Raw genomic sequence first — 17,407 nt, forward strand, 5'->3', positions numbered from 1 at the left:
AAGCAGCCTCTATTTGTTTTGGCTGATTTCTACTTATGGACCGATTTGGGACAGAATCGTATAAAATTTAGAAATTATAGCCCGATTTGAGAAATTATAAACCAATTCGGCCAAATTATAGCCCAATTTCCGATTTTATAGCTCGATTTCAAATTTAAAATAAAAAAAGCTGACCCTAAGGCCAGCTTTTCCCTCATTCGTAATTCGGTCTTGTCCCATGACTCCAGTCTGCTTCATCTCGGTGCAATCCACCGCGGTCTTCGATTTCCTTGATAATCTCCTTATGCATGGAAACACCTTCAGAATTGAGAAACTGAGTCATCTGTTGTAAGCCGTGGTGGAAATAGGCAAGTTCTTTATCAGTCCATTCATCCATTGAAAGGGTTGCGAGTTCAGTCATATCTCTACCAACATACATGGTTTGAAAACCTCCTTGCTAAACAGGCTTTTTGATTCTTCATCATTGTTTTACCCTGTGTATATTGAATTTAATCTTTCCTTTTGAAACATCATTATGTCTGGTAAATGGTACATCTGAATTTGTCGGATAACACCTTTGCATGGTGGTTAAATTAACTCATGTGGAGGTGAGACTCATGGCAAAACAACAAAAGCCAGGACAACAACAAGCTGGTGCTAACATGGCGCAACAGCAAAATGCTCAAGCTCAACGACAAGCACAACAACAGCAACCTGCTCAAGCTGGTCAATACCAAGCAGAATTCGGTCAAGAATATGCACAAGAGGTACGCCAGCAAAATCAGCAATCGCAACAAGCGATGCGTGCGAAGCAGGGACAACAACAGCAACAACAAAACAACCAGCAGTAACTCCACAAACACTCTCGACTTCATAGTCGAGGGTGTTTTTTTATACAGCCTCCTCGTCGGTCTTCCAGTGACCTGCGAAGCTAGCCAGGGCGATTCCGCTTTTCTTGATTGTCCAGCTCCATCACCCAGCTTCTTGGATCACTTCAGACCTCCTGTGGCGGCGACAGCCTCCTCGTCGGTCTTCCAGTGACCTGTGAAGCTAGAGAAGGCGATTCCGCTTTTCTTCTTATGTTATGATTAAAAGAAGATGTTGTAAGGTTACACTAGTACGGACGGAAGGATTGAATTCGTATGTGTGGAAGATTTACACTGACTGCAGAAATTGATTTATTGATGGATTGGTTCGAGATTGATGAATGGGCATCAGATTTAGAATTCCAGCCTCGCTATAACATTGCACCCTCTCAGGATATCCTTGCAATTGTCGGCTATGAGGGCAAGCGAAGAGCTGGTTTCCTGAAATGGGGACTGGTTCCATTCTGGGCAAAGGATCCATCAATCGGTAATAAAATGATTAATGCACGAGCGGAAACGGTACCTGAAAAACCGAGTTTCAAGCATGCATTCCAAAAAAGAAGATGCATCATCCCTGCTGACGGATTTTATGAATGGAAGAAGGAAGGGAAACAGAAACAGCCGAAATACATAAGAATGAAGGACGCTCAGCCATTCGGCCTCGCAGGGTTATGGGAAAAATGGAAAAACGAGAACGGAAATACAATCCATACATGTACGATCCTCACGACAGAACCGAATGAACTGATGGAAGACATCCACAACCGGATGCCAGTCATTCTACAGAAAGAGGATTATTCGAAGTGGCTTGAATGGGAGGGTGAACAGGACGTGTTGAAGGATATGATGAAGCCTTTCGACCCTGCTGTAATGGAAGCGTATGATGTCTCCACGATTGTCAATTCGCCAAAGAACGATACCCCTGAATGTATCGAGGGACTTGCATGATGGAGATGCACATCCTTTTTCATTTACATGGAGAAAGGATATAATAGATAGAGAAATTTTTTAGTCGTTTATGAAAGGAGTCTCGTATGTCTTTTCCGACCACTGGAAGTTCGATTCAAATACAAAGCTATAAACATAATGGCCAGCTTCACCGTGTATGGGAAGAAACCATCATACTAAAAGGAACTTCCTCAGTAGTAATCGGCGGAAATGACCGGATCATCGTTACGGAATCTGATGGAAGACAATGGCGTACAAGAGAACCTGCTATTTGTTATTTCAATTCAGAACAATGGTTTAATGTCATTGGTATGTTAAGAGAACAAGGGATCCATTACTACTGTAATCTTGGCACTCCTTTTACATATGATGGGGAAGCATTGAAATATATCGATTATGATCTGGATGTGAAAGTCTTTCCAGATATGACGTATACAATACTGGACGAAGATGAATTTGCTCTTCACAAAAAAGAAATGGATTATCCGAAGGAAATCGGAGAAATCCTTCAGCGGAATTTAGATGAATTATGTTCGATGATCAACCAGCGCAAAGGCCCATTTGAGCCATATTTTGTGGAAAACTGGTACGAAAGATTTTTAGAATATCGTTAGTGATTCTTTGAAAAGTTCGACTGGGGTCGGGCTTTTTGTTTACTTTTCACCTGGGAACGGTATTCTCACTCTTGGAGGTGAGTATTACGGATAGTATCAAGCGTTATCTGCATTTTGTAAGGCCTTATACCAAACAGATTGTCTTCACGGTCATCATTGGAATTTTCAAATTCGGAATTCCGTTGTTGGTTCCGTTGATCTTAAAATATGTCATTGATGATGTCATCAACGCAGAAATCAGCATGGATGAAAAGTTCAGCCGCTTAAGCTGGGTTTTGGGCGGTGCTTTTTTTGTGTTTGTCGTATTGAGACCGCCTATTGAATATTATCGTCAATATTACGCGCAATGGACAGCGAGTAAAATTCTTTTTGATATTCGGGATTACCTGTTCAGTCATATCCAAAAGCTGAGTCTCAAATATTATTCGAATACAAAAGTCGGGGAGATCATTTCGCGTGTCATCCATGATGTGGAACAGACGAAATCCTTCGTCGTGACAGGGCTGATGAATGTCTGGCTCGACATGATCACCATCCTCATCGCTATCGGTATCATGTTTACAATGGATGGCTGGCTTACTCTTGTAGCGATATCACTTCTTCCCTTTTATGGTCTGTCGGTCAAATACTTCTACAGCCGGCTGAGACAGCTGACGAAGGACCGTTCTCAAGCCCTTGCTGAGGTACAGGGACATTTGCATGAGCGAGTCCAAGGGGTAAGTGTCATCAGGAGTTTTGCTCTTGAGGATTATGAACAAGACCAATTCAATGTTCGTAACTCCCATTTCTTGAACCGTGCGTTAGATCATACGTCCTGGAATGCCAAAACCTTTTCGGTGGTGAACACAATCACCGACATCGCTCCGATGCTCGTAATCGGTGTGGCAGGTTATTTCGCGATTACAGGAAAAATAACAGTCGGTGCGATGGTTGCTTTCGTCGCTTATATGGACAGGCTGTACAACCCGTTGCGAAGACTTGTCAACTCCTCAACGACATTGACCCAGGCGATTGCCTCGATGGATCGTGTATTCGATTTTATGGACGAAGCCTATGATATCGAGGATAAGCCTGGTTCGAAGAAGTTGAAGCATGTGGATGGAAAAGTTACGTTCGATCGAGTTTCATTCCGATATGATGACGAAGAAGAAGAGGTGCTCAAGGATATCCGTTTGGATGTGAAGGCGGGAGAAACGATCGCTCTTGTCGGGATGAGCGGAGGAGGAAAGTCTTCGCTAGTCAGTTTGATCCCACGCTTTTATGATGTCACGAGTGGCCGTATCCTTTTAGATGGAAGAGATATCCGAGAATACCAGGTCAGATCCTTGAGAGATCAAATCGGCATGGTTTTGCAGGATAATATCTTGTTCAGTGAATCGGTTGAAATGAACATCAAAATGGGTAATCCTCATGCAACGGAGGAGGAAATGATTGCGGCTGCAAAAGCGGCCAATGCACATGACTTCATCATGAAGCTTCCGCAAGGCTATCAAACGAAAATCGGAGAACGCGGCGTCAAGCTGTCGGGAGGCCAGAAGCAACGTGTTGCGATCGCTAGAGTATTTTTGAAAAACCCGCCATTATTGGTACTGGATGAGGCGACATCCGCTTTAGACTTAGAGAGTGAACAGTTGATCCAAGATTCGCTTGAAAAGCTTGCGAAGGAGCGGACAACCTTTGTGGTAGCGCACAGACTGGCTACGATCACGCATGCCGATCGAATCGTCGTTGTGGAAGACGGAAGAATAACAGAGGTTGGATCCCACGCTGAATTGATGGAGAAGAAGGGCAGTTATTACAATCTGTTTACAGTACAAGCATTAGATGAAATATAATAAATTTGCAGAGAGTGACATTGTTCACTCTCTTTTTTATTGGAAAAGAGATGTCGAAAAAGATGGTCGACTGTGAAAAAAGAATGGGAAAAAAGCAGGTATTTCGGGCTTTTAAGCGAATTAGTACATAAGTTGTATATTTAAAACTTTCTAAATATTTCGTGTTGTCAAACACCGACAACGATGGCATAATAATGAACAAACGTTCAGATTCGTAACAATTTTGTAAAAAATATAACATCAGGGATAACTAGACAGGAAGAGAGGTGGGGCGAATGGATGCTCCAGTACTGGACGTTAAGGGATTAAAGACCTATTTTTTCACTGACGATGGTGAGGTACCCGCTGTAAATGATGTCGATTTTCATGTAAAACGCGGTGAAGTCCTCGGAATCGTAGGTGAATCAGGCTGCGGAAAGAGTGTAACTTCACTATCCGTTATGGGACTCGTCCCCAACCCTCCTGGGAAGATCGTCGGAGGAGAGATCCTTTACAAAGGTGAAGATTTAACAAAAGCGACGGATAAAAGGATGAGGCAAATCAGAGGGAACGATATCGCGATGATTTTCCAAGAACCGATGACATCCTTGAATCCGGTTTATAAAATCGGAAACCAGTTGATTGAAGCCATTCGATTACATAATAAATGGGATAAAAAGAAGGCCTGGAAGCGAGCTGTAGAAATCATGAAGCTTGTCGGTCTTCCACGTGCGGAAGAGCTTATGGAGAGTTATCCCCATCAGCTGTCAGGCGGTATGAGACAGCGTGTAATGATTGCAATGGCTATGGTATGTGAGCCGGAAGTCCTCATTGCCGACGAGCCAACGACGGCACTTGATGTCACAATCCAAGCTCAAATTCTCGATTTGATGAAACGTCTGAACAAAGAAACGGATACATCGATCATCATGATTACGCACGACCTCGGTGTCGTTGCGGAAATGTGTGAACGGATCGTCGTCATGTACGCCGGTAAGGTGATTGAAGAAGCAAGCGTTGCAACAATCTTCAAGGAGCCAAAACACCCTTACACGGTAGGATTGATCCAATCTGTTCCTGACATGAGAACAAAGAAAGAAAAATTATATTCCATCCCAGGTACTGTACCCAAGCCTGGGTCCATTCAAAACGGGTGTCAATTCGCGCCCCGCTGTGAACACGCCTTTGACCGCTGTTTCTCCGAAACGCCAGAACTCGAAACTCAAGAAGACGGAAGCCGCGTAAGATGCTGGCTTCATCACAGCTAGGAAGGGGTCAGAGCATGTCACAACCATTATTAGAAGTAAAAGATTTGAAGAAGCACTTTCCGATTACAGGTGGTGTGTTCGGCAAGAAAGTCGGATCTGTAAAAGCTGTCGATGGTGTTTCCTTCAGCGTTAACGAAGGTGAAACACTCGGTTTGGTTGGTGAGAGTGGTTGCGGGAAATCCACGACCGGACGTATGCTCTTACGTCTATTGGAACCGACTGAAGGTGAAGTGCATTTCAATGGAAAAGACCTTACGAAGCTTTCTGCTTCAGAGATGCGGAAAATGCGCCGTGATATCCAAATGGTCTTCCAGGATCCATATGCTTCACTTAATCCGAGACATACAGTTGAAAAAATCATCGAAGAACCGATGATTGTCCATAACATTGAGAAAGACAGCAAGAAAAGGAAAGAACGTGTCCGCGAGTTATTAGAAACCGTTGGACTAAGCAGCTATCACGCAAAGCGTTATCCCCACCAATTCAGTGGTGGACAACGTCAGAGGATCGGTATTGCCAGAGCTTTGGCAGTGAAACCGAAGCTGATTGTTGCTGACGAACCCGTTTCAGCCTTGGATGTTTCTGTACAGGCACAGGTTCTTAATTTGCTGCAGGATTTACAGAAACAGTTTGACTTGACGTTCCTTTTCATCGCCCATGATTTAGGCGTTGTCCGGCATATCAGTGATCGTGTCGGGGTCATGTACTTAGGAAGGATCGTCGAATTGGCGAACAGTGAGAAGCTTTATGAAAAGCCGCTGCATCCTTATACACAAGCACTATTATCCGCAGTACCAATTCCGGATGTCGATTATAAGAAGGATCGGATCATGTTGGAAGGGGATGTGCCAAGTCCATCCAATCCGCCGTCAGGCTGTCCGTTCCATACGAGATGTCCAGAAGCGATGGATGTATGCAAGCAGGTTGTTCCGAAGTTCCAAGAAATCGAAGAAGGTCATTATGTCGCTTGTCACCTTTATGAGGATGACAAGTCCATATAAAATTTATCAAATCAATAGGGGGAGTAACTGATGAAAAAAGGTTTTCTATTAGCTCTAACCTTTATTATGCTTTTGTCTACCGCCCTTGTCGGATGTAATTCCAATTCCGACAGTGGAGACGGAGATGGAGACAACAAAGAACAAGCGTTAGTATTTGGACGCGGTGGTGACTCTGTCGCCCTTGACCCTGCAATCGTCACAGATGGTGAATCGTTCAAGGTCATTAAAAATTTGTATGACACGCTTGTAGAGTATGGTGAGCAGGATACAGAAATCAACCCGAGTCTTGCTGAAGATTGGAAGGTTTCTGATGATGGATTGACTTATACGTTCATGTTGCGTGAAGGAGTCAAATTCCATAACGGTGAAGAGTTCAACGCTGAAGCAGTTGTGAAGAACTTCGAGCGTTGGATGACGAGTGGAGATTCTGGTAAATTCGCTTACTATGCATCCATGTTCGGTGGATTTAAAGGTGACGAAGGACACGTTATCAAGAGTGTTGAAGCGAAGGATGACATGACTGTCGTGTTCACATTGAACCGTCCACAAGCACCATTCTTGAAGAACTTGGCTATGACGCCATTCTCAATTGCAGCGCCTGGCGAATGGGACAAGCTTGAAACAGAACCTGTAGGTACTGGACCATTCAAATTCGTCGACTGGAAGCGTAACGACCGAATTACTCTTGAAAAGAACGAAAACTACTGGAAAGAAGGACTTCCAAAGCTTGATAAAGTCATCTTCCGTGCAATTCCAGACAACTCCAACCGTCTGAATGCATTGAAGACTGGTGAGATTCACTTGATGGATGGCGTGAACCCAAGTGATGTTGAAGAAATCAAGCAAAATGAAGATCTTCAAGCATTCTTCCGTCCTTCCATGAACGTTGGATACCTTGGTTTCAACACTGAGATGGAGCCATTCAACGACAAGAAAGTACGTCAAGCATTGAACCATGCTGTTGATAAAGAATCTCTAATCAAAGCGTTCTACGAAGGACAAGCTGAGCCTGCGAAGAACCCGATGCCTCCAGTAATCGCTGGATACAATGAAGAAATCGATGCATATCCGTTTGACCTTGAAAAGGCGAAGCAACTATTGGCTGAAGCTGGCTATCCAGATGGATTCAAAACGGAACTTTGGGCTATGCCAGTTCCACGTCCATACATGCCAGACGGTAAGAAAGCTGCTGAAGCAATCGCTGCAAACTTTGAAAAGATTGGCGTAGAAGCTGAAATCGTATCGTATGAGTGGGGTACTTACCTCGAAAAAGCACAAAAAGGTGAAGCACCTATGTTCCTATTAGGTTGGACTGGAGACAATGGTGACGCTGACAACTTCCTTTACACGTTGCTTGATAAAGATACGATCGGATCAAACAACTATTCTCGTTTCTCAAATGATGAGTTGCACAAAATCCTAGTTGAAGCTCAATCTACTCCAGATCAGGATAAGCGTGCTGAACTTTACAAGGAAGCGCAAGTCATCCTTCACGAAGAGGCTCCATGGGTACCACTCGTTCACTCTGAGCCAGCACTAGCAGGTGTGAAGACAATTGAAGGATTCAAGCCGCATCCGACTGGATCTGACAAGCTGACTAACGTTTCTTTCAAGTAATGATGGAAAAGTAATGAAGTAGGGGGAGTGTACTGCTCCCCTTTTCTTTTAGGCTTTTAAATTTGAAAGAATACTGTGAACCGGATCCATTCGAGTAAATCTTGTTCGCAAACAGCAATAGCACAGCCGGTTTGCATAGCATTGGCTTATCTAGACGAATAAGCAGCTATGAACAACGAATTAAGCCAGTATGCTGAAGAGGTGAGAGAACAGTGTTTGCATATACAATACGAAGAATCCTGATGCTGATTCCTGTATTGATTGGAATGTCCTTGATTGTGTTCTTCCTGATTCGTGCCATTCCAGGGGATCCAGCTCAGATCATTTTAGGGCAACAAGCTTCGGAAGAGGCCGTTGCACAATTACGAGATACGTTAGGTTTGGATGAACCTTGGTATGTCCAGTATTTCATCTACATGAAGGATCTCTTGACTGGAGATCTTGGGAATTCGATCCGAACTCATGCGCCAATCAGTGAAGAGATTTGGCCATATTTTGCTGCGACATTAGAGCTTTCCATGTTCGCAATGATTATCGCAGTCGTAATCGGTGTCAACGCTGGTATCATCAGTGCATGGTTCCAGAACTCTTGGTTCGACTACGTTGCGATGCTTGGAGCGCTTATCGGAGTTTCCATGCCGATTTTCTGGTTAGGTTTGATGGAGCAGTGGGCATTTGCGGTCGAGTGGAGACTTTTCCCGACTTCAGGTCGAGAAAGCATCTTGAACCCTGTGGAGTCGATAACCAATCTTTATGTCATCGATACGATCATACAAGGTCGGTTCGATCAGCTTCAAATGGTGCTGCGCCACCTGACATTGCCGGGGGTTGCACTAGCGACGATTCCTATGGCGATCATTGCCAGGATGACAAGGTCCAGTATGCTTGAAGTCATGCGCTCCGACTATATTCGTACGGCCCGTGCAAAAGGGCTGCGTATGTTCTGGGTCGTGTACAAGCACTCCTTGAAAAATGCGTTCATCCCAGTCTTGACGGTCATCGGTCTACAAATGGGCTTATTGCTCGGTGGAGCGATCTTGACAGAGACGATCTTCAGTTGGCCTGGTATCGGTCGATATATCTATGATGCAATCGGATTCCGTGACTATCCGGTCATCCAATCTGGTATCCTTGTCATCGCCTTGGTTTTTGTAACGATTAATCTTCTAGTGGATCTCTTATATGCTGCAATCGATCCTAGGATTAAATATCAATAAAAGCTGATGTTCAAATAGCTTATTAAATTGGGCATTTGGACGCTTATTGTAAAAGGAGAGAGTATATTATGGCGGAACTAGCACGAAATGAAAAACCGATTGAGCCAAAGCAGCAAGAAAAGCCTGCTTCGCCATGGAGAGATGCCTGGAAGAACTTTCGCAAAAACAAATTGGCGCTGTTAGGGCTTGGAATCGTCAGCTTCTTCATATTCTTAGCTGTTTTTGCTCCACTCATTGCTCCGGAAGGAATTAACGAGCAGAAGATTTCATCTGATAATTATGTGAAGCTTGAAGCACCTTCTTCAGAATATTGGTTAGGTACAGATGATTTTGGTAGAGACGTGTTAAGTAGAATCATATATGGATCTAGAATCTCATTAACTGTAGGATTCTTTGCTGTTCTTGGTTCAATTATCATCGGATCGACACTTGGCATTTTAGCTGGGTATTACGGAAGATGGGTCGATACGATCATCTCTCGTCTGTTCGATATCATGCTTGCATTCCCTAGTATTCTTTTAGCAATCGCGATTGTGGCTGTGTTAGGGCCATCCTTGAAGAATGCTTTGATAGCAATTGCGATTATCAATGTTCCAAACTTCGGGCGACTAGTCCGATCAAAGGTATTGAGTATTAAAGAGGAAGAATATATCATGGCTGCAAAAGCCGTTGGTATGAAGGATCGGAGAATCTTGTTCCAGCACATCCTGCCGAACAGCTTTGCTCCTATCATCGTTCAAGGAACCTTGCTGATTGCGACGGCGATCATTGAAACAGCAGCCCTAGGATTCCTTGGTCTTGGTGCGAAAGCGCCGACTCCGGAATGGGGTACAATGCTTGCGGATGCTCGTTCCTACATTACGGACGCACCGTGGACAATGATCTTCCCAGGTCTTGCGATCATGCTGACAGTCCTCGGGTTCAACCTGATGGGTGATGGTTTACGTGACGCACTGGATCCGAAGATGAAGAGTTAAATTAAGTATAAGGAAATCGTGAGTGACCATGTTAGGTCACTTGCGATTTTTTTGTGCTCAAAATCTTGAAGGACGGATTGAAGCGGAGTGGGGTGAAATGTATTTTTCTAGTTAGAAAGTTTTTGATTATTAGTTTGTATTTATCTAAATCTATGTTATTTCCCATTAAGCGCCTCTCCCCTTTTTAAATATTATATAAGCAAAAAACTGCCCTTTATCCAAAAGGGCAGCTTTCATTATTCATCCTGCGCATAGGCGTCTGTAATTTTAACTTCATTTTCTGATGTGTGATACGTATGGAAGCTTTCAACCAATTTATCGAGGTGGACGAGATGGTGATTATAATCAATAATCAGACCGATTAACGGGAAGACGTTCATCCACTGATCTCGTTCCACTTGGTTATGGTCATAAAGCTCCATGAAGTATTCCGTCAATTCCTTTTCGTCTTGCTCAAGCTGATCAACAACCTCATCTGGTGATTGATAACGAACCTTACCGATATATTTCATCAAAATACGTTGGTGATAGTTTGTTAAATGATCCAATTGATCTTGTATCAAGCGCTGGATCGTTTCCGGCATTTGATAGATTTTATGATCGTGTTGATCAAGGCTCTTCAGAATCGCTAAAGCTTTATACGTGGTTGAAATCATATTTCGGAATAATACCAGTTTGCGGTTCTTGGTGTACTCGGATCCTTTGAAATAACTTCGCTCTTCCTTGAACATCAAATAATAATTATCCGCCTTGATCATGCTTTCATTGATCTTCAAAAGGTCATCCTTCAATATTTTACGTTCTGCATCATTTCTTGTTGCGAGACGGATCCACTGAGAGATCTGTTCCATATTCTTGACGTTTTTATGATACAGCCTTGTTTCATATTTCGGCGGTAAAAAGGCAAGGTTTACAAGGAATGCACAGAATACCCCGATCATGATGACTGAAAAGCGTGTAATGGCGAATGTCAAATAGTCATCCCCTGGGTTGACCATGAGGACAATCATCGTGACGATTGCTAACGGAATGGTGGATTCGATCTTCAATTTGATATTGATCGCGATGATCAGCACACTGACTAGTCCGATTACAATCGGTGCGTTACCGAGTGTTTGTACTGCTACGATTGCGAGTGTCGCCCCGATTAAATTGGATTGAACCTGTTCAATGATCGTTTGATAGGAACGATAGATCGTCGGTTGAATGGCGAATAGGGCAGCAATCGCTGCGAATGATGCCGATTCTAGATTTAGAAACAATGTGATATATAATGCAAGTGCAATTGCAACTCCGGTTTTTATGATACGTGCACCGAATTTCATTGGGAATTCAAAACACCTTTCATTGTGCATTGATTAATGATGAACGTACTATACACCCAAACTGGTAAGAAAGCAATAGAAATCCTGAATTTGTAATTTGACGAAATAATGAAGTAATTCAAGCTTTACAATAACGAAATAAAAGACTCTGTTTATAGCTGTTTGAAGGCTGATTCGACAGCCTTAAGCGTATCCTCAATATCTTCCTCTGTGTGCGCAGTCGTCAAGAACCAGGCTTCATATTTTGAAGGCGCAAGGTTGATGCCTTGATCGAGCATCAGGTTGAAGAAACGGGCAAACATTTCTCCATCACTCTGTTCAGCTTGATCATAGTTGGTAACCTCCTCATCGGAACCGAAGTAAAGGGTAAGTGCGCCTTTCAAACGGTTGAGAGAAAGAGGGACCTCATATTGGGAAGCGAGCTTACGGATGCCGGCTTCTAATTTTTCGCCTAATGCATCGAGTTGGTCATATACTCCGTCCTGCTTCAATACTTCAAGGCATGCTATTCCAGCTGCAATCGATGCAGGATTCCCTGCCATTGTTCCTGCTTGATAAGCTGGGCCTAATGGAGCGACCTTCTCCATAATTTCTTTCTTTCCACCGTATGCCCCGATAGGTAGTCCACCACCGATGATTTTACCGAGAGCGGTCATATCCGGTTCGACGTTCAACAGATTTTGAGCGCCTCCATACATGAAACGGAACGCGGTGATCACTTCATCATAAATGACGAGTGCACCAGCCTCATGTGCAATTTCGTTGACTGCTTCCAGGAAGCCTTCCTTCGGTTCGACGATTCCGAAGTTGCCTACAATCGGCTCAACGAGAATACCCGCAACCTCATGACCCCATTTGTCGATTGCTTCTCTGAAGGCTTCAACATCGTTGAACGGGACGGTGATGACTTCCTGGGCGATGCTCTTCGGTACACCAGCTGAATCCGGGGTTCCGAGTGTAGATGGACCGGAACCTGCAGCGACCAAGACGAGATCGGAGTGACCATGATAGCAGCCGGCGAATTTGATAATCTTGTCACGTCCTGTAAAGGCACGAGCTACACGGATCGTCGTCATGACAGCTTCTGTACCAGAGTTGACGAAACGGACCTTCTCCAGTGAAGGAATCGCCTCTTTAAGCATGACCGCGAACTCGTTCTCAAGGCGAGTCGGCGTACCATAAAGGACCCCAGTTTCGGCTGCCCGAGTGATCGCCTTTGTAATGTGAGGGTGGGCGTGTCCAGTAATGATTGGACCGTAAGCAGCAAGATAGTCGATGTAGCGATTGCCATCAACATCCCAGAAGTACGCTCCTTCAGCCTTTTCCATGAAGACCGGTGCGCCGCCTCCAACGGCCTTGAAGGAACGGGAAGGGCTGTTCACCCCTCCTACAATATGCTCAAGTGCCTCATTATATAACGAAGTAGATTGATCTCGATTCATAACAACAATACCTCCTGATTGTGAGTGGAAGTGTCAGTCGAAGTGTCAGGCACCGTTCCGGAAGCCAACTGTACCAGGGTGTCCTGAACGGTGCCTGACACCACCTCATCCTGGGGGGTGCCTGACACCATTTCAGAATCGTTATGTACCAATGCTTCGTAGGAAGTGCCTGACACCAGGACAATTGACACCACGACAATTTCATCCCATATTGTAGCAAAGATTCGTCGTGAGCGCAGAATTATAGGGGGGAGAGGAAACACTAGAGTTGAGTTTTCCAGCTTGGGTTGTATACACTGTTAATGGTGTAAATGGAGGGAACATATATGAATAAGATGATACATGTAGAAAATCTGACGAAAGAATTCAAGTCATACTCGAGTCGTTCAGGCCTGAAAGGGGCTTTCAGAGACCTGCTGACACGTAATTATAAAATCCATCGTGCGGTTGATTCGATTTCATTGGATGTTAAGCCTGGTGAAATGATCGGGTATATCGGAGAGAACGGTGCAGGTAAGTCGACTACGATTAAAATGTTGACCGGAATCCTCACCCCGACATCTGGCGAGCTGTCGATCAATGGAATGAATCCGCATAAGGAAAGGGAACGGTTCGTCAAGACCATCGGGGTCGTATTCGGTCAACGGTCCCAGCTCTGGTGGGATATCGCTGTACAGGAATCCTTCAGGCTGTTGAAGAAGGTGTATAACGTTTCCGATGAAGACTATAACGAGCATATGTCGATGGTGATTGAAGCGCTCGACATCGCTCCCCTACTGGACAAGCCCGTGCGGAAGCTATCCCTTGGGCAAAGGATGAGGTGTGAACTAGCAGCTGCACTGATCCATAATCCACCGCTCCTATTCTTGGATGAACCGACGATCGGATTGGATGTGCTCGTCAAGCTTAAAATCAGAGAGTTTTTGAAGGAGCTCAATCAGCGCTACAACACGACCGTCATGCTGACGACACATGATTTATCTGACATTGAAGCGTTGTGTGAACGGGTCGTTATGCTGGATGAAGGGAAAATCATTTACGACGGTGCATTGAACCAGCTGAAAACGAGCTGGGGAGAAGGGAAGCAGATCGAGTTCCATTTCAAAACGGCGAAGTCAAGAGAAGAGCTAAACGCCGCTACCGGCAAACAATTGGTCGTCTGGGAGCCTGGGGAAAACGCGAATACATGGACTGCGAATGTAACGAACGATGAAGACATCATATCTCAAGTCATCGGCGATGTCGTCTCCAACCATCAAATCCTTGACCTGAAGATTCTGGAAACGTCGACGGAGGAAATCATCCGTAATATTTACGAAGAAGGCGTTATCCATGGCTAAGTACATTGAAATGATTCGTATTCGATTTTTGATGATGCTCGCTTACAGGACGAATTACTACAGTGGCATCATCATCTACAGCATCAATATTGCTGCTTATTACTTTTTATGGAGTGCAATTTACGGTGGGAAAGAGGATATCCAGGGACTTTCAGTCATCCAGATGACGACATACATAGCCGTTGCTTGGATGGCGAGAGCGTTTTACTTCAACAACATCGATCGTGAAATTGCGCTCGAAATAAAAGAGGGAAAAGTAGCAGTCGAACTCATTCGACCTTATCAGTATCTGAATATGAAAACGATGGCGGCGCTCGGTGAAGGGATTTTCAGGCTGTTCTTCTTTTCCGTACCCGGTATGTTCATCGTCTCGCTCATCTTTCCGATGGAATTTTCAGCGAACCTTTCCACTTGGGGTTTTTTCGGCATTTCAATTTTATTCAGCTTCATCATCAACACGCAAATCAATTTAATGACCGGAATCATCACTTTCTTCCTATTTAACAATGATGGATTGATGCGTGCAAAGAGAGTCGTCATCGACCTATTTTCTGGATTGATCCTGCCGATCAGTTTCTATCCAGGCTGGGCCCAAGCCGCTATGGAGTGGTTTCCGTTCCAATATATTTCCTACGTTCCAAGCATGATCTTTTCCGAAGGGTTTGTCGGAAGTGAGGTCTGGAACGCCATCATGATGCAGGCGATCTGGTGTTTGATCCTACTCATACCGATTCAGGTCTTATGGGGACTAGCGAAAAAACAAATGGTCATACAAGGAGGTTGATTGATCATGAGACATCTATCCATATTTCTTCAATATGTCGGTCAATATATGAAGACACGATTGACCTATCGTTCTGACATGGTCGTCGAGCTCTTGTCTGACCTGCTTTTCCAGGCGGTCAATTTGATTTTCATACTGGTCGTTTTCGGTCATACCGACTTGCTGAGTGGATGGTCACGGGATGAAATCATCTTCATTTATGGATTCTTTCTAGTCCCATTCGCTTTCTTCTCGACTTTCTTCAATATATGGGATTTCAATGAACGCTATATCGTAAAAGGTGAACTTGACCGGATCCTTACCCGTCCGATTCACAGCCTGTTCCAGGTAATCTTAGAGCGGATGGAACTGGAATCGATGTTCGGTGTCATTACCGGTCTCGCTATCATGTTTTACGCGGGAAGCAACCTCGGTTTAACGATTGAATGGTACGACCCGATTCTTTTCATCCTGTTTGTGATCGGAGGCGCGCTCGTCTACGCCGGAATCTTTATCAGTTTGGCAACCGTCAGCTTCTGGTCGGACAGCCGTACGGCGATCATGCCGATGATGTATAATATAGGGAACTTCGGACGTTACCCCGTGGATATATACAACCAGGTCATCCGGTACGTCCTTACATGGATCTTGCCATTCGCGTTCGTCGGCGTTTATCCGGCAGCTTTTTTCCTCAACAAAACAGAATGGTACGGCTATGCATTCTTGACGCCCTTCATGGGAATGCTGTTCTTCACTCTGTCGATTTTCCTGTGGAATGTTGGAGTGACGAAGTATCGAGGAGCTGGAAGTTAATTTGATGTTATGAATTGCCCCGTTCGAGGGAACATACTAATAAATCATTTTGTATCGGAGGTGAAGCCTTCCAAATAGGGAAGGCGAACCGTGGCCATCATTAATCTTATTTTAGTCGCTATTTTAATTGCAGCTACTGCTTTTTTCGTCGCAGCCGAATTTGCAATTGTAAAAGTAAGATCCACAAAGATTGACAAGCTTGTAGAAGAAGGAAACAAACGGGCGAAAGCCGCTCGGAAAGTACTCGATAATCTGGATGGGTACCTTTCCGCTTGTCAGCTCGGAATCACCATCACTGCGCTCGGCCTTGGTTGGTTAGGGGAACCGACGGTTGAAGAACTGCTGCATCCTGTATTTGTGCAGTTCGAAATATCACCGACCCTTGCAAGTACACTATCGTTCATCATAGCGTTCTCTTTGATCACATTTTTACACGTCGTGTTAGGGGAGCTGGCACCAAAGACCGTTGCCATCCAGAAAGCGGAAGCCATCAGTTTACTTTTAGCAAGACCATTGATTTGGTTTGCAAAAATTATGTATCCATTCATATGGTCCTTGAACGGTTCTGCTCGTTTAATTATCAGGATGCTCGGATTCAGCCAAGCTAACGAGCATGACATGGCGCACTCGGAAGAGGAACTGCGCATCATTTTATCGGAAAGCTATAAGAGTGGAGAAATCAACCAATCCGAGCTCCATTACGTTAACAAGATTTTCGAATTCGATGATCGTACCGCTAAAGAAATCATGGTACCTCGTACTGAAATGGTCTGTATGTTCACGGATGATCAGATGGATGAGAACGTAGAGGTCATGAGCCGCGAAAAGTATACGCGTTATCCTGTAGCTGACGGGGATAAAGATCACATTGTCGGAATCGTCAATATTAAAGAAGTGTTCAATTCGTTGTTGAAAAAAGAGGACAGACCGATTGAGGATTTCATTCGTCCTGTTTCAAAAGTGATTGAAACGACCCCAATCAAGAAGCTGCTCGTCCAAATGCAGAAGGAACGGATCCATATGATGATTCTAGTGGACGAATACGGTGGAACAGCTGGTCTCGTAACCGTAGAAGACATCCTGGAAGAGATCGTCGGAGAAATCCGTGATGAATTCGATGTCGAAGAACAACCATTGATTAAGAAGGTGGATGGGAACCAGGCAATTTTGGACGGGAAAGCACTGATCGCAGATGTCAACGAGCTTTTCAGCATTGATATTGATGATACAGAGCTGGATACGATCGGTGGCTGGATTCTTTCTCAAGCATCCGACATCTCAATTAATGATCAATATGAGTATGAAAATGTAACCTTTGAAGTTACAGATGTAGAAGACCAACAGATTAAACGAATAAAGGCGACAGCCCAGTAAATTCATCTTGTCCTATCTCTGCACACTTCTGCATAAAGTGTGTTGAGGT

Annotated in this window: 16 protein-coding genes; 13 read left to right on the forward strand and 3 right to left on the reverse strand. The window is 44.3% G+C overall.

The annotated features are described in order from the left end of the window. Positions 1-193: 193 nt before the first annotated feature. On the reverse strand, positions 194-418 hold the full coding sequence (locus V1497_RS02890; RefSeq protein WP_349409490.1) for a hypothetical protein: 225 nt from the start codon (positions 416-418) through the stop codon (positions 194-196). A gap of 178 nt (positions 419-596) precedes the next feature. Here V1497_RS02890 and V1497_RS02895 point away from each other — a divergent pair, with 178 nt between their 5' ends. The 9 genes from V1497_RS02895 (at position 597) to V1497_RS02935 (ending at position 10,301) form a co-directional block, all read left to right on the forward strand. Further along, positions 597-830, forward strand: a complete 234-nt coding sequence (locus tag V1497_RS02895; RefSeq protein ID WP_349409491.1) for a gamma-type small acid-soluble spore protein — start codon at positions 597-599, stop codon at positions 828-830. A gap of 291 nt (positions 831-1,121) precedes the next feature. Then, the gene (locus V1497_RS02900; RefSeq protein WP_349409492.1) at positions 1,122-1,793 is read left to right on the forward strand and encodes an SOS response-associated peptidase; all 672 of its coding nucleotides are present in this window, start codon (positions 1,122-1,124) and stop codon (positions 1,791-1,793) included. A gap of 86 nt (positions 1,794-1,879) precedes the next feature. Then, positions 1,880-2,407 (forward strand): DUF402 domain-containing protein, encoded by a 528-nt coding sequence (locus tag V1497_RS02905; protein ID WP_349409493.1) that lies wholly within the window; start codon positions 1,880-1,882, stop codon positions 2,405-2,407. 35 nt (positions 2,408-2,442) lie between these two features. Next, complete coding sequence (locus tag V1497_RS02910; protein WP_349409494.1) at positions 2,443-4,242, forward strand: ABC transporter ATP-binding protein; 1,800 nt, start codon at positions 2,443-2,445, stop codon at positions 4,240-4,242. A 275-nt stretch (positions 4,243-4,517) separates the two neighbouring features. After that, positions 4,518-5,489 (forward strand): ABC transporter ATP-binding protein, encoded by a 972-nt coding sequence (locus tag V1497_RS02915; RefSeq protein ID WP_349409495.1) that lies wholly within the window; start codon positions 4,518-4,520, stop codon positions 5,487-5,489. Positions 5,490-5,503: 14 nt separating this feature from the next. Then, positions 5,504-6,490, forward strand: coding sequence for a dipeptide ABC transporter ATP-binding protein (locus V1497_RS02920; protein WP_349409496.1), 987 nt, complete (start codon positions 5,504-5,506; stop codon positions 6,488-6,490). Between the two features lie 27 nt (positions 6,491-6,517). Then, on the forward strand, positions 6,518-8,107 hold the full coding sequence (locus V1497_RS02925; RefSeq protein WP_414703624.1) for an ABC transporter substrate-binding protein: 1,590 nt from the start codon (positions 6,518-6,520) through the stop codon (positions 8,105-8,107). Between the two features lie 242 nt (positions 8,108-8,349). Then, positions 8,350-9,324: an ABC transporter permease gene (locus V1497_RS02930; protein WP_414703625.1), complete on the forward strand. Its 975-nt coding sequence runs from the start codon at positions 8,350-8,352 to the stop codon at positions 9,322-9,324. Positions 9,325-9,392: 68 nt separating this feature from the next. After that, positions 9,393-10,301, forward strand: a complete 909-nt coding sequence (locus V1497_RS02935; RefSeq protein ID WP_349409499.1) for an ABC transporter permease — start codon at positions 9,393-9,395, stop codon at positions 10,299-10,301. Positions 10,302-10,537: 236 nt separating this feature from the next. Here the strand turns inward: V1497_RS02935 and V1497_RS02940 are convergent, their stop codons facing one another. Both V1497_RS02940 and V1497_RS02945 read right to left on the reverse strand, forming a co-directional pair. After that, positions 10,538-11,626, reverse strand: a complete 1,089-nt coding sequence (locus tag V1497_RS02940) for an FUSC family protein (RefSeq protein ID WP_349409500.1) — start codon at positions 11,624-11,626, stop codon at positions 10,538-10,540. Between the two features lie 152 nt (positions 11,627-11,778). Beyond that, positions 11,779-13,068: a glutamate-1-semialdehyde 2,1-aminomutase gene (locus tag V1497_RS02945; RefSeq protein WP_349409501.1), complete on the reverse strand. Its 1,290-nt coding sequence runs from the start codon at positions 13,066-13,068 to the stop codon at positions 11,779-11,781. A 326-nt stretch (positions 13,069-13,394) separates the two neighbouring features. Between V1497_RS02945 and V1497_RS02950 the strand changes: the two genes are divergently transcribed. The 4 genes from V1497_RS02950 to V1497_RS02965 all read left to right on the forward strand — a co-directional run bounded on the left by V1497_RS02950 (position 13,395) and on the right by V1497_RS02965 (position 17,358). After that, positions 13,395-14,408: an ATP-binding cassette domain-containing protein gene (locus V1497_RS02950; protein ID WP_349409502.1), complete on the forward strand. Its 1,014-nt coding sequence runs from the start codon at positions 13,395-13,397 to the stop codon at positions 14,406-14,408. Further along, positions 14,401-15,192, forward strand: coding sequence for a daunorubicin ABC transporter permease (locus tag V1497_RS02955; RefSeq protein WP_349409503.1), 792 nt, complete (start codon positions 14,401-14,403; stop codon positions 15,190-15,192). The genes V1497_RS02950 and V1497_RS02955 overlap by 8 nt, the downstream gene beginning before the upstream one ends. 6 nt (positions 15,193-15,198) lie before the next feature. Next, positions 15,199-15,984, forward strand: a complete 786-nt coding sequence (locus V1497_RS02960; RefSeq protein WP_349409504.1) for an ABC transporter permease — start codon at positions 15,199-15,201, stop codon at positions 15,982-15,984. Positions 15,985-16,074: 90 nt separating this feature from the next. Beyond that, positions 16,075-17,358 (forward strand): hemolysin family protein, encoded by a 1,284-nt coding sequence (locus V1497_RS02965; protein ID WP_349409505.1) that lies wholly within the window; start codon positions 16,075-16,077, stop codon positions 17,356-17,358. The last annotated feature ends 49 nt before the right edge of the window (positions 17,359-17,407 follow it).

The organism is Pseudalkalibacillus sp. SCS-8 (genome assembly GCF_040126055.1).
GTDB lineage: Bacteria > Bacillota > Bacilli > Bacillales > Fictibacillaceae > Pseudalkalibacillus > Pseudalkalibacillus nanhaiensis.

Coding starts and splice junctions, on each gene's coding strand:
- V1497_RS02945 (WP_349409501.1), bottom strand. CDS start 13,068: ATGAATCGAGATCAATCTACTTCGTTATATAATGAGGCACTTGAGCAT.
- V1497_RS02905 (WP_349409493.1), top strand. CDS start 1,880: ATGTCTTTTCCGACCACTGGAAGTTCGATTCAAATACAAAGCTATAAA.
- V1497_RS02900 (WP_349409492.1), top strand. CDS start 1,122: ATGTGTGGAAGATTTACACTGACTGCAGAAATTGATTTATTGATGGAT.
- V1497_RS02895 (WP_349409491.1), top strand. CDS start 597: ATGGCAAAACAACAAAAGCCAGGACAACAACAAGCTGGTGCTAACATG.
- V1497_RS02920 (WP_349409496.1), top strand. CDS start 5,504: ATGTCACAACCATTATTAGAAGTAAAAGATTTGAAGAAGCACTTTCCG.
- V1497_RS02890 (WP_349409490.1), bottom strand. CDS start 418: ATGTATGTTGGTAGAGATATGACTGAACTCGCAACCCTTTCAATGGAT.
- V1497_RS02955 (WP_349409503.1), top strand. CDS start 14,401: ATGGCTAAGTACATTGAAATGATTCGTATTCGATTTTTGATGATGCTC.
- V1497_RS02950 (WP_349409502.1), top strand. CDS start 13,395: ATGAATAAGATGATACATGTAGAAAATCTGACGAAAGAATTCAAGTCA.
- V1497_RS02930 (WP_414703625.1), top strand. CDS start 8,350: ATGCTGATTCCTGTATTGATTGGAATGTCCTTGATTGTGTTCTTCCTG.
- V1497_RS02960 (WP_349409504.1), top strand. CDS start 15,199: ATGAGACATCTATCCATATTTCTTCAATATGTCGGTCAATATATGAAG.
- V1497_RS02935 (WP_349409499.1), top strand. CDS start 9,393: ATGGCGGAACTAGCACGAAATGAAAAACCGATTGAGCCAAAGCAGCAA.
- V1497_RS02940 (WP_349409500.1), bottom strand. CDS start 11,626: ATGAAATTCGGTGCACGTATCATAAAAACCGGAGTTGCAATTGCACTT.
- V1497_RS02915 (WP_349409495.1), top strand. CDS start 4,518: ATGGATGCTCCAGTACTGGACGTTAAGGGATTAAAGACCTATTTTTTC.